16 protein-coding genes and 1 tRNA gene are annotated in these 13937 nt (G+C 62.7%); 9 read left to right on the top strand and 8 right to left on the bottom strand.

Annotated elements, in window-relative coordinates; translation table 11 throughout:
* Nucleotides 1-55: 55 nt before the first annotated feature.
* The 3 genes from RID11_RS06785 to RID11_RS06795 are packed head-to-tail and all read right to left on the bottom strand — an operon-like array spanning nucleotide 56 to nucleotide 2777.
* A complete protein-coding gene (locus RID11_RS06785; RefSeq protein WP_350136851.1) occupies nucleotides 56-1258 on the bottom strand; it encodes an ABC transporter substrate-binding protein in 1203 nt (400 codons plus the stop codon).
* A 60-nt stretch (nucleotides 1259-1318) separates the two neighbouring features.
* Nucleotides 1319-2035, bottom strand: coding sequence for an ABC transporter ATP-binding protein (locus RID11_RS06790; protein WP_350136853.1), 717 nt, complete (start codon nucleotides 2033-2035; stop codon nucleotides 1319-1321).
* Nucleotides 2028-2777: an ABC transporter ATP-binding protein gene (locus RID11_RS06795; RefSeq protein WP_350136855.1), complete on the bottom strand. Its 750-nt coding sequence runs from the start codon at nucleotides 2775-2777 to the stop codon at nucleotides 2028-2030. Before RID11_RS06795 ends, RID11_RS06790 begins: the two co-directional genes overlap by 8 nt.
* Before the next feature lie 178 nt (nucleotides 2778-2955).
* On the opposite strand from RID11_RS06795, the gene RID11_RS06800 reads away from it, so the two are divergent.
* Nucleotides 2956-3105, top strand: a complete 150-nt coding sequence (locus RID11_RS06800; RefSeq protein WP_350136857.1) for a DUF3185 family protein — start codon at nucleotides 2956-2958, stop codon at nucleotides 3103-3105.
* A gap of 161 nt (nucleotides 3106-3266) precedes the next feature.
* Here the strand turns inward: RID11_RS06800 and RID11_RS06805 are convergent, their stop codons facing one another.
* Entirely contained in the window at nucleotides 3267-3578 is a 312-nt protein-coding gene (locus RID11_RS06805; protein WP_350136860.1) for an Arm DNA-binding domain-containing protein, read from the bottom strand.
* A 169-nt stretch (nucleotides 3579-3747) separates the two neighbouring features.
* Here RID11_RS06805 and RID11_RS06810 point away from each other — a divergent pair, with 169 nt between their 5' ends.
* From RID11_RS06810 to RID11_RS06825, 4 genes are read left to right on the top strand one after another with little or no spacing between them, the layout of a single operon-like run.
* Nucleotides 3748-4512 carry a biotin--[acetyl-CoA-carboxylase] ligase gene (locus RID11_RS06810; protein WP_350136862.1) on the top strand — a complete coding sequence of 255 codons (765 nt, stop codon included), beginning with the start codon at nucleotides 3748-3750 and terminating at the stop codon, nucleotides 4510-4512.
* Between the two features lie 18 nt (nucleotides 4513-4530).
* Nucleotides 4531-5301 carry a type III pantothenate kinase gene (locus RID11_RS06815; RefSeq protein WP_350136865.1) on the top strand — a complete coding sequence of 257 codons (771 nt, stop codon included), beginning with the start codon at nucleotides 4531-4533 and terminating at the stop codon, nucleotides 5299-5301.
* Between the two features lie 6 nt (nucleotides 5302-5307).
* Nucleotides 5308-6975 carry a ribonuclease J gene (locus tag RID11_RS06820; protein WP_350136867.1) on the top strand — a complete coding sequence of 556 codons (1668 nt, stop codon included), beginning with the start codon at nucleotides 5308-5310 and terminating at the stop codon, nucleotides 6973-6975.
* A gap of 11 nt (nucleotides 6976-6986) precedes the next feature.
* Nucleotides 6987-7487, top strand: a complete 501-nt coding sequence (locus RID11_RS06825; RefSeq protein WP_350136870.1) for a DUF2478 domain-containing protein — start codon at nucleotides 6987-6989, stop codon at nucleotides 7485-7487.
* A gap of 68 nt (nucleotides 7488-7555) precedes the next feature.
* Here RID11_RS06825 and RID11_RS06830 read toward each other — a convergent pair.
* The 4 genes from RID11_RS06830 to RID11_RS06845 form a co-directional block, all read right to left on the bottom strand.
* Nucleotides 7556-7632, bottom strand: a tRNA-Arg gene (locus RID11_RS06830).
* Between the two features lie 56 nt (nucleotides 7633-7688).
* The gene (locus RID11_RS06835; protein WP_350136872.1) at nucleotides 7689-9080 is read right to left on the bottom strand and encodes a sensor histidine kinase; all 1392 of its coding nucleotides are present in this window, start codon (nucleotides 9078-9080) and stop codon (nucleotides 7689-7691) included.
* A gap of 24 nt (nucleotides 9081-9104) precedes the next feature.
* Complete coding sequence (locus RID11_RS06840; RefSeq protein WP_350136874.1) at nucleotides 9105-10523, bottom strand: dihydrolipoyl dehydrogenase family protein; 1419 nt, start codon at nucleotides 10521-10523, stop codon at nucleotides 9105-9107.
* Nucleotides 10524-10525: 2 nt separating this feature from the next.
* Nucleotides 10526-11257 carry a TVP38/TMEM64 family protein gene (locus tag RID11_RS06845; RefSeq protein WP_350136877.1) on the bottom strand — a complete coding sequence of 244 codons (732 nt, stop codon included), beginning with the start codon at nucleotides 11255-11257 and terminating at the stop codon, nucleotides 10526-10528.
* 296 nt (nucleotides 11258-11553) lie between these two features.
* Between RID11_RS06845 and rpmH the strand changes: the two genes are divergently transcribed.
* From rpmH to guaB, 4 genes are all read left to right on the top strand, one after another.
* Nucleotides 11554-11688, top strand: a complete 135-nt coding sequence (gene rpmH / locus RID11_RS06850) for a 50S ribosomal protein L34 (RefSeq protein ID WP_012177012.1) — start codon at nucleotides 11554-11556, stop codon at nucleotides 11686-11688.
* 22 nt (nucleotides 11689-11710) lie between these two features.
* Entirely contained in the window at nucleotides 11711-12121 is a 411-nt protein-coding gene (rnpA, locus tag RID11_RS06855; RefSeq protein WP_350136879.1) for a ribonuclease P protein component, read from the top strand.
* The gene (yidD, locus tag RID11_RS06860) at nucleotides 12118-12351 is read left to right on the top strand and encodes a membrane protein insertion efficiency factor YidD (RefSeq protein WP_350136881.1); all 234 of its coding nucleotides are present in this window, start codon (nucleotides 12118-12120) and stop codon (nucleotides 12349-12351) included. The genes rnpA and yidD overlap by 4 nt, the downstream gene beginning before the upstream one ends.
* A 98-nt stretch (nucleotides 12352-12449) precedes the next feature.
* A complete protein-coding gene (gene guaB, locus RID11_RS06865; RefSeq protein WP_350136883.1) occupies nucleotides 12450-13898 on the top strand; it encodes an IMP dehydrogenase in 1449 nt (482 codons plus the stop codon).
* Nucleotides 13899-13937 lie beyond the last annotated feature (39 nt).

Raw genomic sequence — 13937 nt, forward strand, 5'->3', positions numbered from 1 at the left:
GGGATCGAATGGCAACCGCTCCCCGGTCCGGCCGGGGAGCGGTTTCCGTCATGGCTCACTGCTTGGAGAAGTCGCATTCTTCAAGCATCGGCAGGAACGCGTCCTCGCCGCTGATGGTCGCGACCTGTTTGTAGAGATCCCATTCGCCTTCCGATTCGGCAGGCGTCTTGACCTCGAAGAGATACATGTCGTGGACCGCTCGTCCGTCGCCACGGATCTCGACCTTGCCGAAGAACGGATCGTCGATCTCCATCTCGCGCATCTGGGCGACCACGGCGGCCCCGTCATCGGCGCTGCCCACGGTCTCGACCGCCGCGAGATAGGCCATCGTGGCGGAATAGGCCCCGACATGGACCATCGTCGGCTTGGAGCCCATCTCGGCCTCGAACCGGGCGGACCATTCGCGGGTCGCGTCGTTCTGGTCCCAGTAGAACGCCTCGGTCAGTTGCAGACCCTGCGCGGTCTCGGGGCTCAGCGAATGCACGTCGGTGACGAACATCAGCAACGCCGCCAGGGACTGGCCCGCCTGGGTGATGCCGAATTCCGACGCCTGCTTGATCGCGTTGACTGTGTCGCTGCCGGCATTCGCCAGACCGATCACGTCAGCGCCCGAGCCTTGGGCCTGCAGCAGGTAGGACGAGAAATCCTGCGAGGGGAAGGGATGGCGCACGCTGCCCACGACCTCGCCGCCATTCTCGCGGACGACTTCCATGGTGTTTTCTTCCAGAGAGTGGCCGAACGCGTAGTCTGCGGTCAGGAAGAACCACTTTTCGCCGCCGGCCCTGGTCACGGCACCGCCGGTGCCATTGGCGAGCGCCGCGGTGTCATAGGTCCAGTGCACCGTGGTGGGCTGGCACTGTTCGCGCGTCAAGTTGGTCGAGCCGGCGCCGGAAATGAGGAATACGCCGTTATTTTCGGCGGTGATGTCGGCCACGGCCAGCGCCACTGACGAGGTCGGCACGTCCACGATGGCATCGACACCGTCGGCTTCGTACCACTCGCGTGCGACGTTGCTGCCGACATCGGGCTTGTTCTGGTGGTCGGCCGAAACGATCTCGACGTTCAGCCCCTTGTCGGCGGCGCCGAAATCTTCCACGGCCATGCGGGTGGCCACAACCGAGCCTTCGCCCGACAGGTCCGCATAGGTCCCCGAGCGGTCGTTGAGCACGCCGAGCTTGACGTCGATGCCCTGGGCCACGGCCGGCACGGCGGTCATCGCGGCCAGCGCCGAAACGCTAATGGCGAGTTTCCTGATCATGTCTTTCCTCCTCGTTGTTGCGGCGCAGTTGCGCCCTTCGGGTCGGGGTGCCCGTTTGGGTCAGACACCCAGATAGTCGTGAAGCTTCTCAGCGTTCTCATCGAGTTGGTCGTTCGGGATCATGTCCACGACGCGGCCCTGATCCACAATGTAATGCCGGTCGGCGACCGATGCGGCAAAGCGGAAATTTTGTTCCACCAGAACGATTGTGAACCCCTCGTCCTTGAGCGCGGCGATGGTGTGGCCGATCTGCTGGACGATGACGGGTGCCAAGCCCTCAGTCGGCTCGTCCAGAAGCAGCGTCCTGGCACCGGTGCGCAGGATCCGCGCGATCGCCAGCATCTGCTGCTCGCCGCCCGACAGCTTGGACCCCTGGCTGCTGTTGCGCCGTTCGTAGAGGTTCGGGAACAGGTCATAGATACGCTCGATGCTCAGGCCGCCCTCGGCGATGCGCGGCGGCAGCATCAGGTTTTCCTCGACGCTGAGCGACGAGAAGATGCCCCGCTCCTCGGGGCAGAACGCGACGCCCAGCCGGGCGATCTGGCGCGGCTGCATGCCGATGATCTCGGTGTCCTTGTAGGTGACCGACCCGGTCCGCTTGCGCAGGATGCCCATGATTGCCAGCAGGGTCGAGGTCTTCCCTGCGCCGTTTCGCCCCAGCAGCGTGACAACCTCGCCCTTGCGCACCTCGAAATTGATCCCGTGCAGTACATGGCTTTCGCCATACCAACCTTGAAGGCTGGCGACATTCAACAGCACATTGGCCGCGTCACTCATGGCTCGCTCCGATATATGCCTCGACCACTTCGGGGGCCTTGGAAATCTCCGCGTAGGTGCCCTCGGCCAGGATCTCGCCGCGCGCCAGCACCGTGATCCGGTCCGACAGGTCCGCCACGACCGAAAGATTGTGTTCGACCATTAGCACGGTACGGTTCTTCGCGATCCGGCGGATCAGTTGCGAGATCAGCTCCACATCCTCGCGCCCCATCCCCGCCATCGGCTCGTCCAGCAGCAGCATGTCGGGGGCGAGCGCCAGTGTCGTCGCTAGCTCCAGCGCGCGCTTGCGACCGTAGGGGAGCGCCGCGGCGCGTTCGTTGGTGAAGGCGGTCAGCCCGACCTCGTCGAGATGCCCCCGCGCCTGATCATCGAATCGCGCCAGGCTTTTCTCCGAGCGCCAGAAATCGTAGCTTTCGCCGCGCATGCGCTGCAACGCCACCCGCACGTTCTGCAAGACCGACAGATCGGGGAAGATGGCCGAGATCTGGAACGACCGCACCATGCCGAGCCGGGCGATATCGGTCGGCTTCATCCGGGTGATGTCGCGGCCTTCATAGATGATCGTGCCACGGGTGGGCTGCAGGAATTTTGTCAGAAGGTTGAAACACGTGGTCTTGCCGGCCCCGTTGGGACCGATCAGCGCATGTATAGATCCCTTCTCGATCGAAAGATCGACATTGTTCACGGCAACGAAGCCCTTGAACTCCTTCGTAAGCCCCTTTGCCTGCAGCGCGATTGTCATATTTATTCCGCTTTAACAGTGTCTTGGCCGCGAAAACATCCTCGCACGGTCAACTCTTATCTAATGGCACGCTAACGTCTCTTCGCAGGATGTAAACACCGTTTCTAGTCTCAGATGGCACTTCCGATTGAAACATCCGTTGCCCTCGCGCCTAGTCCCTCCGAGCAGCTGAACCAACATGCCGATCGATCAGGTGACCGAGGCGATGACCGGTCGCTTCTCGGGAGAAACGATGTGGTTCATGATTGCCGGACTAGTTGGCATCGTCGCGGGGGCGCGCAGCTGTTGCGAGGGTGCTGGCAGATCAATGCGAACCAGTCTCTACTAAAATAGCGACACGCGAAAACACCCGGCGAACTCCTGGCGATTTCCTAACCTTCTGAATTTTTGCGGTTTTGATCGGGCGAAGCGATCTGGAACTGAACGTCGCTCTACTCAGGAATGGCGCGGACCTGGCGCGATATGACGCCTGTGCTTTTCAAAGGCGTCCTACGCGAGTTGTTCTAGACGGCCGTCATGACCACTCGACTGCTGCCGCATCAGACGGTGCTGTTTGACCGGATCGATATCAGACTGCACCTGTTGACGGGCCCAATCCGCTTTCCTGCGGGCCTCGGCCAGGGAGACATGCTTGAAAGACCCAAGCCCCATCTCTCGTTGCCGACCCCAGAGCTGAAAGCGAAAGACCCATTGTGCGCCTCCGTCGGCGCGCTTATGAAACCACAGACCTTGCCCATCGCAGTGTTTCCCGGCCGGGAGGGACTTGAGTTTTGCAACCGTGAATACGTTCGATTTTGCCATGCTAATATCCTCTTTGTTCTATACGTTCTGGCGTGACGCTGCCCGGTTCATTCCGGGACGCCGTGACACCTTAACCCAACGACATTAAAGGAAAATTTATTCCGATGGCACGTGGTGAGAACGTATGACACAAAGAGAATACCCTTCCGGCGGGAGTATTTCTGTAAATATGAAGCAGGGATCGGAGTTCGACTGGCCCTCAGGCTATGGCCGACGGGTGCTGGCCTCGGTCGATAGCACTAATGCCGAGGCGGCGCGGCTGGCGCCCGGATTGCGCGGCCCGGAATGGATATTGGCACTGGAGCAGACGGCAGCGCGCGGGCGGCGGGGGCGGGCCTGGGTCAACCCGGTGGGCAATTTCGCGGCGACGCTGGTGATGCGCCCCAATGAGAGCCCCGACAAGGTCGCGCTGCGGTCTTTTGTGGCCGCGCTCGCGCTGTCGGAGGCGCTGGTCGCCGCGACCGGGCGCGCCGAGGGGATCAGTCTGAAATGGCCCAATGACGTGCTGCTCAACGGCGGCAAGCTGGCGGGCATCCTGCTGGAGAGTGCGGGGGCGGGCAGGGGGCTTAGCCATTTCGCCATCGGCATCGGGGTGAACCTGCGCAGTGCGCCTGCGCGCGCGGAGGTGGAGGAAGGTGCCCTGCGCCCGGTCTCGCTCTTGTCCGAGACCGGGGTGATGATCGGGCCGGAGGAGTTTCTGGGGCTTCTGGCCCCGGCCTATGCGCGTCTGGAGACGCAATTCGTGACCTACGGGTTCGCACCCATTCGCCGTGCCTGGCTCGACCGGGCGGCGCGTCTGGGGGAGGCGATTACGGCGCGCACAACGCGCGACAGCCATCACGGCACGTTCGAGACGGTGGACGAGGCGGGCAATCTCGTTCTAATGACGTCCAAGGGGCGGCAGGCGATTGCTGCGGCCGAGGTGTTTTTCTGACGCGGGAGGGCGGCCCCCATGCTTTTGGCGATTGATTGCGGCAATACCAACACGGTGTTTTCGATCTGGGACGGGACGCGGTTCATCTGCACGCTGCGCACCTCGACCGAGCATCAGCGCACGGCGGATCAGTATTTCGTCTGGTTTCACACGCTTTTGGTGCATCACCGGATCGAGGCAAAGATCAATGCAGTGGTGATCAGTTCCACCGTGCCGCGGGTGGTTTTCAACCTGCGCGTCTTGTCTGATCGCTATTTCAATTGCCGCCCACTGGTGGTGGGCAAGCCCGAGTGCCGCCTGCCGGTGGATGTGCGGGTGGATGCGGGCACGCAGGTGGGGCCGGACCGGTTGGTCAACACGGTGGCGGGTTATGATCTTTATGGCGGCGACTTGATCATCGTGGATTTCGGCACCGCCACGACATTCGATGTGGTCGACAGCGACGGTGCTTATATCGGCGGGGTGATCGCGCCGGGGGTGAACCTGTCGCTTCAGGCGCTACATGAGGCGGCGGCGGCGCTGCCGCATATCGACGTGACCAAGCCCGACCGGGTGATCGGCACCAATACGGTGGATTGCATGCAATCGGGCGTATTCTGGGGTTATGTCGGCCTCATCGATGGGATATGTGAGCGGATAAAGGCCGAGCATGGCCGCACCATGAAGGTGATCGCAACAGGTGGGCTGGCACCGTTATTCCAGCAAGGCACGGACATGTTCGACATGTTCGAGGACGATCTGACAATGCACGGGCTGACCGTGATACACGAGCATAACAAGGAGGGCTGACGCCCCATGAGCAGCGAACGTTTGATCTACCTGCCCCTCGGTGGGGCGGGTGAAGTTGGTATGAATGCCTATGTCTACGGCTACGGCAAACCGGGCAAGGAGAAGCTGATCCTGGTGGATCTGGGCGTGACCTTTCCGGATATGGACGGCACGCCGGGGGTCGATCTGATCCTGCCGGATATTTCCTGGCTGGAGGCGCGCAAGAACGATCTGGAGGCGGTGTTCATCACCCATGCCCATGAGGATCATGTGGGTGCCGTGGCGCATTACTATGACCGGCTCGGCGCGCCTATCCACGCCCGCGCCTTTACCGCCAATATCGCGCGGCGCAAGATGGAGGAGCATGGCCATTCCGAAAAGGCGGTCAAGACCGTCTCGCCCTGGCCCGAGACGGTGAAAGCAGGCCCGTTTACCGTGGGCTTCGTGCCAATCTCGCATTCGATCCCCGAAAGTTCGGGCCTTGTCATCGACAGCCCTGGCGGACGTATCGTGCATAGCGGTGATTTCAAGATCGACGAAAACCCTGTCGTGGGAGAGCCGTTCGACCATGATCTCTGGGCCAGCCTTTCAGAGCCGGGCGTGAAGGCGCTGGTCTGCGATTCGACCAACGTGTTCAGCCACCATGACGGGCGCTCCGAGAGCACGGTCGGTCAGCCGATCACCGATCTGGTGCAAGCCTCAAAGGGCATGTTCGTCTGCACGACCTTTGCCAGCAACGTGGCACGGGTCAAGACGCTGGCCGAGGCGGGCAAGCGCGCCGGGCGCTCGGTCTGCCTGTTGGGGCGGGCGATGCGGCGGATGATCGAGGCGGCGGTAGAGACCGGTGTGCTCAAGGATTTTCCCGCGACCGTCAGCCCCGAGGAAGCCGGTAAAATCCCGCGCGAGAACCTGATGCTGATCGTCACCGGGAGCCAGGGAGAGCGGCGGGCGGCGAGTGCGCAGCTCGCGAATGGCAAGTATAATGGCATGGTGCTCAAGGAGGGCGACACGTTCCTCTTCTCCTCCAAGACCATCCCGGGCAACGAGCGCGGTGTGATCCACATCATCAACAAGTTCTCCGAGATGGGCGTGGACGTGGTCGAGGGCGATGACCGCTATCACGTCTCGGGCCACGCCAACCGGCCCGATCTCGATGCCATGCACAAGCTGATCAAGCCGCAGATCGTGGTGCCGATGCATGGCGAGCATCGTCACCTGCGCGAGCATGTGAAGCTGGCAGAGGCGAACCGGATCAGCGGCGTTTTGGCCGTCAACGGCATGATGATCGACCTCAGCGGCAATGCGCCCAAGGTGGCCGAATATGTCGAGACCGGGCGCACCTATGTGGATGGCTCGGTCAAGATCGGCGCGATGGATGGCATCGTGCGCGACCGGATTCGCATGGCGCTCAACGGGCATGTGATGATCAACGTCATCATGGATGAAGAGGACGAGCCTCTGGGCGAGCCGTGGGTGGAATTGATGGGGCTGGCTGAGACCGGGCAAAGCCGCGCGCCGCTGGTCGATGTGCTGGAAGAGGATCTGGCGCAGTTCATGGGCCGGGCCGGGGTCAAGACGCTGACCGATGACGACAAGCTTGAGGAAGGGCTGCGCCGCGTGGCCCGTCAGAGCGCGCAGAACGAGATCGGCAAGCGGCCCGAGGTGACGGTGGTCATCAGCCGCCTGACCGCCTGAGGAGGACGCCCATGCGCATCGCCTATGTCATGGCCGAGGGGCGGGGCGATACCGATCTGCTGCTGCATGGCGTGGCGATGCGCGCGCAGGCGCGCGGGCTGAGGCTGTGTGGCACGGTGCAGATCAACTCCAACTGCCATGCGGATCGCCCCTGTGACATGGATGTGCAGGTCTTGCCCGACGGTCCGGCGATCCGCATTTCGCAGACCCTTGGACCGGGCGCACGGGGCTGTCGGCTTGATCCGGCGGCCTTGGAACAGGCGGTGGCCGAGAGCGAGAGGCGGCTCGATGCGGGTTGTGACCTGGTGATCGTCAACAAGTTCGGCAAACACGAGGCGGAGGGGCGCGGGTTTCGCGGCCTCATCGCCGAGGCGCTGTCGCTGGATGTGCCGGTTCTGGTCGGGGTCAACAGCCTGAATGTGCCGCGGCTTGAGGCGTTCTGCGCGGGGGTGGCAGTGCCAATCGCAGCGGAGGCAGAGGCCCTTGACACTTGGCTGGAGTCGCACTCCTGAACACATGAAAAACGCATCCCAAGTTACTGGGATTGTTTTCTTTTATCGCTACCGGTTTTGGGAAACGGTGGCGGACCGAGGAGGATTCGAACCCCCGACCCCTTGATTCGTAGTCAAGTACTCTATCCAGCTGAGCTATCGGTCCGTCGAGGGCAGGAATTAGACTCTGCGGCCCGGCAATGCAAGGGCGTTTTGGAAGATTTATGACACATCCGCCAAATTTCCCTTGGGCAGGGTGATGCAAAAGGATGTGCCCGTCTCGTCGCTATGTTCGAGCGAGAGCGTGCCGCCGTGACCACGGACGAGATCCTGCGCGATGGTAAGGCCGAGCCCTGTCCCGCCCTTGGTCGCCCCCCCCTGAAACGGCTTGAACAGATGCTCGCGCGCCTTGGCAGGAAGACCGGGGCCGGTGTCGGCGACACGGATGATCCAGGCGCGTTCATCCTCGTCGGCCATGACACTGATCTCACCGGGCTTTCCTGTGTTCACAATGGCTTGGCGGGCGTTCCTCACGAGATTGGCGATCACGCGATACAGCTGCTCGGCATCGGCGCGCAACACCATGTCTGCGGGGACGTCCTCGGTAAAACTGATATCGGCCTCGCTCGCCGAAAGCCGCTCGCTGTCGATGACGTCGGCCACGATATCGACAAATCGGACCTGCGCGAGGGTTGGGCCGGGTTCTTCTGCCTTGCCGTAGGCGAGGGTGGCTTCGCATAGATGGATCGCGCGGGTCAGCGAGTTCACCAGCTTTGGTGCCATGCGTTTCACGCCGGGGTCTTCGCTCATCTCGATGCGGTCGGTGAACAGCTGCGCCGAGGTCAGGATGTTGCGCAGATCGTGACTGACCTTGGCCACGGCCCCGCCAAGCTGTGCCAGATGCTCTTTTTGTTTAAGCGCGCCAGTCAACTGGGTTTGCAGCGTTTGCAGCGTTTCCTCGGCCTCGCGCAATTCTCGAATGCCCGAGGAGGGGGCGATCACCCGGTGCGCGTCTTCCGGCGCTTCGGCATAGGCCTGCATATTACCGACCACACGGCGGATGGGTCGCACCAGAAAGCATTGGACTGCCCAGAACAGAAGCACGGCGGTAAATACCGAGATCACCAGCGACAGCCACAAGATGCGCAGCCCGTAATCGATCATCGCGCTGCGCAGGTCGTCGGTTTCCAGCGTGACCTCGATTAGCAGCCCGCCCATGCGTACCGGCTGACCGATCACCCTGATCACCTGATCCTCCGGGGTGGCCAGCCGGGCCATGGCATCGCGGATGAGGGTAAAGGCTGGCGCGTCGCGAAGATCGAAGGTTTGCGATATCGGGCGCGGCACGGGCGAGGACAGCACCAATTGCCGTGCCTCGTCGCGCCGCATCACCACGTTGAACACGCCCGCGTTGCGCAAAAGCTCCTCTTGCAGGTCGGGATTCACCTCTTCATCGGCCAAAAGCACCAGCGACGCGATTTGCGCCCGTTCCAGCCGGGTAAGCAGAAAGTCCTCGCGAAAGCGGGCGATCGAGGGCACGAAAATAAGGACTTCGGCCAGCATCACGAAGACGGCCGTAAGGATCAGGAAGCGTCCCGAAAGTGAATTGAGCAAGCTATCCCCTCCCTTGGTTGCCGTTCAGGGCAACCAGCGCTGCACGAAGCCTACAACACATTTGACCATAGGGTTATCAAACAGCTTTGGCGAGAAATAGGCCCCCGCTACGCGCTTGTTGATCTCATTCAAGGTGGGGTAGGGGGCGACCATGTTGGCGACGTGCTTCATCTTGAACCCGTTGGCGAGGATGAAGGCCCAGAGATTGATCAATTCGCCCGCCTGAGCCCCGACAATCGACGCGCCCACCGGCCGCCCGCGCACCACCATCACCTTGATCAGCCCGTCGGTCTTGCGCTCGGCGATGGCGCGGTCGTTGTGATTGTAGTGAAAGCGCACGACATCAAGATTGCCACCATGTTCCTTGCGCGCGACCTCTTCGGTAAGGCCGACATGTGCGATCTCGGGGTCGGTATAGGTGGCCCAGGGGATGTGATCGGTGCGTTCCTTGGCGGGCAGGCCAAGCAATGCCTGCCGGATGATCAGCCCCGCGTGATAGCCCGCCATATGGGTGAATTGCAGCCCGCCCGCCACGTCGCCGATGGCATAGACCCGGCGGTTGGTGGTCCGCATCGAGGCGTCGACCTTGATGCCGCGTTTCGTGGTCTCGATCCCGGCGGCGTCAAGGTTAAGACGGTCGGTGTTGGCTTTGCGCCCTACGGCCATGAGCAGATGCGTGCCCTTGAAGACGCGCCCGTCCTTGGCCTCGACCTCGATGGCACCCGCCTTGCCGCGAATTTCCGAGGCCATGGCAGCGTCTTCGATGCCGATCCCCTCGGCCTTGAATTGGTCGATCACCACCTGCGCCAGTTCCGGGTCGTCCTGTCCCAGCACCTTGGCCCCTTCGATCACCGTCACCTCGCAGCCCAAGCGCCGGTGCGCCTGCGCCATTTCCATGCCGATCGGGCCGCCGCCGATCACCAGCAGGTGACCGGGTTTCTCGCGCAGTTCGAAGATCGTCTCGTTGGTCTCATAGGGCACGTTTTCCAGCCCCGGAATCGGCGGCACGAAAGGCGACGACCCGGTGGCGATGATGACCCGGCGCGCGGTGATCAGGTGATCGCCTGCCTTCACCTGCTTGGGTGAGATGAATGCGCCGTAATCGCGGATCACCCGCACGCCAAGGCCCTCGAACCGCTCCTGGCTGTCCACCGGCTCGATCTGGGCAATGACACCGGCCACGTGATCCTTGGCGGCGGCATAGTCCACATCCGGGGTCACATTCGCCACGCCGTATTGCGCCGCATGCGATTGCGCATGGGCCGCCTTGCCGCTGGCGATCAGCGCCTTCGACGGCACACAGCCGAAATTCAGGCAATCGCCGCCCATCTTTTGGCCTTCGAGCAGGACGACGCTCGCCCCCATCTGCACCGCGCCCGCCGCGACGGACAACCCGCCGGAGCCGGCGCCGATGACCAGCAGATCCGTCTTAATCTCTTGCATGCTCAAATGTCCTTCTTGCCACGAATGCTCTTGATCAGGATGGGAAGTGCTGCGAGCGCGCACAAGCCCAGGATCGGGCCGATGATCTGCGGCTCCCACAGAAGCGACAGATCGGGGCTGTCGCCGCGATCGAAGACCTCGCCCAGACCGACGCCGATCCAGGTGAAGACGATGGCACCGGGGATGATCCCGAGCACGGTGGTGATCGCGAAATTGACGAAGCGCACGCCGACGAGGGCGGGCAGGAGATTGGCGACGAAGAACGGCACGGCGGGCACAAGGCGCATCAGAAAGAGCACGCTGATCTCATTGTCGTGCAGCCCGGCCTTGAGCCTTTTGAGCGTGCCCTCCGAGGTCTCGATGCGCGCGGCGAGCGTTTGCCCCAGACCCCACCGGGCGGCCAGAAAGATCGCGAAGGCCCCGAGCGAAGCGGCGAACACGTTGAAGGCGGTGCCTGACACGAGGCCGAAGAGAAAGCCGCCGGTGACCGAGGCCACCGCCGCGCCGGGCAGCGAAAAGGCCACGATCACGAAATAGATCGCGATGAAACTCAGCACCATCAGCCCGAAATTGGCGTCGCGGAAGGCCAGGAGCGCCTCGCGATTGTCGCGCAGCGTGTCGAAGGTGATGTAGTCGCGCAGGGTGAAATAGCCGATAACGGCCACGGTGAGAATGATGGCAAGCGGCGCGTGTCGCGCCCAGCCTCCGGATTTCTGCTCGGTCGAATGCTGCATGCTGCTATCCATGATCCTGCTCGGGTTTGACTGCGTTAGCTTCTACTTGCACAGTCTCTTGCCGCTCTGCCAGTGGCCTCACGTGGGGGTGATCGCGGGTGATGACCGGGGCTTGTTTGATCGGATATTTCGCACCGCTTGTAACATCATCGCGCAGATCCCGCAGGATTTTGTTGCAGATACGCGTTGCGGGGGTTTGACTTGCCAGCAGACCGCTACTATAGACCGGGCTTCGGATACATCTGGGCCGTGCGCGATTCCGATTGCAGCGTGTCCCCAAAGTCGGAGACGGAGCGATGAAACGCACCTTTCAACCCTCGAACCTGGTTCGCAAACGCCGCCACGGGTTCCGCGCGCGCATGGCCACCAAGGCCGGCCGCAAGATCCTGAACGCACGTCGTGCGCGTGGCCGCAAGTCGCTGAGCGCGTAAGCGCCAGCCAGTTGTGACGATCATGACACCGCCGGAGGCCCCTGACAGCAAGCCAGGGAACATGCCCCCGGCGGTTTCGTCATGCGTGCATGGTGGATTGAACGTGCTGCGCAAGCGGTCCGATTTCCTTGCGGCTGCGCGCGCGCGGCGTCAGGGCACACCGGCGATGATGGTGCAGGGGCGCGACCGGCGGGATGATGACCCGGTGATCCGGGTGGGATTCACCTGTTCCAAGAAGGTTGGCAACGCGGTTGCGCGCAACCGGGCCAAGCGCCGATTACGGGCCGTGGCGCGTGATGTCTTGCATGCCCATGCGCAACCCGGCTGGGATTATGTGCTGATCGGCCGGGCGCAGGAAACGGCGGCGCGGCCATATGAGGCGCTGCGCAATGATCTCGTCTATGCGCTGCGCAAGTTGCGGGGTGCAAAATGAGCCCGCTTGCCCGTATTCTGGCACTGCCTATCAAGGGCTATCGGCTGATCCTGTCGCCCTGGGTCGGCTATCACTGCCGCTATCATCCGACCTGTAGCCAATACGCGCTCGAGGCGCTGGAGACGCACGGCGCCCTCCGCGGCGGATGGCTCGCGGCCAGGCGCATCGCGCGCTGCAACCCGTGGGGCCAATGCGGCCATGATCCGGTGCCGGACCGCGATCCGCGTTAACCGCGTGACGCATGGCCGCTGCGCGCGAATGGCCCTTTTACCCGGAGGCCATCCATGTAATAGGGACGTGCCAAACGAGATATCCATGGAGAACCATAATGGAGATTCGCGAGGCGCTCACCTTTGATGATGTTCTGCTGGTGCCTGCGGCATCGAGCGTGCTGCCCAATACGGCGGATACGCGGACCCGCGTGACCAACACGATCAGTCTCAATATCCCGTTGTTGAGTTCGGCCATGGACACCGTGACCGAGGCCCGCATGGCGATCGCCATGGCGCAATTCGGCGGCATTGGCGTGATCCACCGCAACCTGACGGTCGAGGAACAGGCCCGCGAAGTGCGCCGCGTCAAGCGATTCGAGAGCGGGATCGTCTACAACCCGGTCACGCTGCGCCCCGACCAAACACTCGGCGATGCCAAGGCACTGATCGAGCGTTACAATTTCACCGGATTCCCGGTGGTCGATGACAAGGGCCGGGTCGTCGGTATCGTCACCAATCGCGACATGCGCTTTGCCTCCAGCGACGACACGCCGGTGCATGTGATGATGACCAGCGACAACCTCGCCATCCTGCAGGAACCTGCCGACCGCGACGAGGCCAAGAGCCTGATGCGCGCGCGCCGGATCGAGAAGCTTCTGGTGACGGACAAGACCGGCAAGCTGACCGGGCTGCTGACCCTCAAGGATACCGAACAGGCGGTGCTTAACCCGACAGCCTGCAAGGACGATCTCGGGCGGCTGCGGGTCGCGGCGGCCTCGACGGTGGGGGACGCGGGTTTCGAGCGTTCACAAGCGCTTGTCGATGCCGGGGTGGACATGATCGTGATCGACACCGCGCATGGCCATTCCGAAGGTGTGGCGCGCGCCGTGGAGCGCGCCAAAGCGCTTTCCAATCAGGTGCAGGTCGTCGCGGGCAATGTCGCTACCGCCGAGGCCACGCGCGCCCTGATCGACGCGGGCGCGGATGCGATAAAGGTGGGGATCGGACCGGGCAGCATCTGCACCACGCGGATGGTGGCGGGCGTCGGTGTGCCGCAGCTGACCGCGATCATGGATTGCGCGCAGGCGGCGGGTGACGTGCCGGTGATTGCCGATGGCGGCATCAAGTTCTCGGGCGATTTCGCCAAGGCGATCGCGGCGGGGGCGTCCTGCGCGATGGTTGGCTCGATGCTTGCCGGTACGGATGAAAGCCCGGGCGAGACGATCTTGTATCAGGGTCGGACCTTCAAGGCCTATCGCGGCATGGGCAGCCTTGGCGCGATGGCGCGCGGCTCTGCCGACCGGTACTTCCAGAAGGACGCGGCAAGCGATAAACTCGTGCCCGAAGGGATCGAGGGGCAGGTGGCCTATAAGGGCCCCGCTGGAAACGTGTTGCATCAACTGGTTGGCGGCTTGCGCGCAGCCATGGGCTATACCGGCTGCGCGACAGTTGAAGAGATGCGCCGGGATTGCACCTTCGTGCGCATCACCGGCGCGGGCCTGAAGGAAAGCCATGTGCATGATGTCCAGATCACGCGTGAAAGCCCGAACTATCGGATCGGGTAGGAATTCCAATTGGTTGCCGGGCGTTCTTGAGGTGAATTC

It is taken from the genome of Roseovarius sp., assembly GCF_040219995.1.
Taxonomy (GTDB): domain Bacteria; phylum Pseudomonadota; class Alphaproteobacteria; order Rhodobacterales; family Rhodobacteraceae; genus Roseovarius.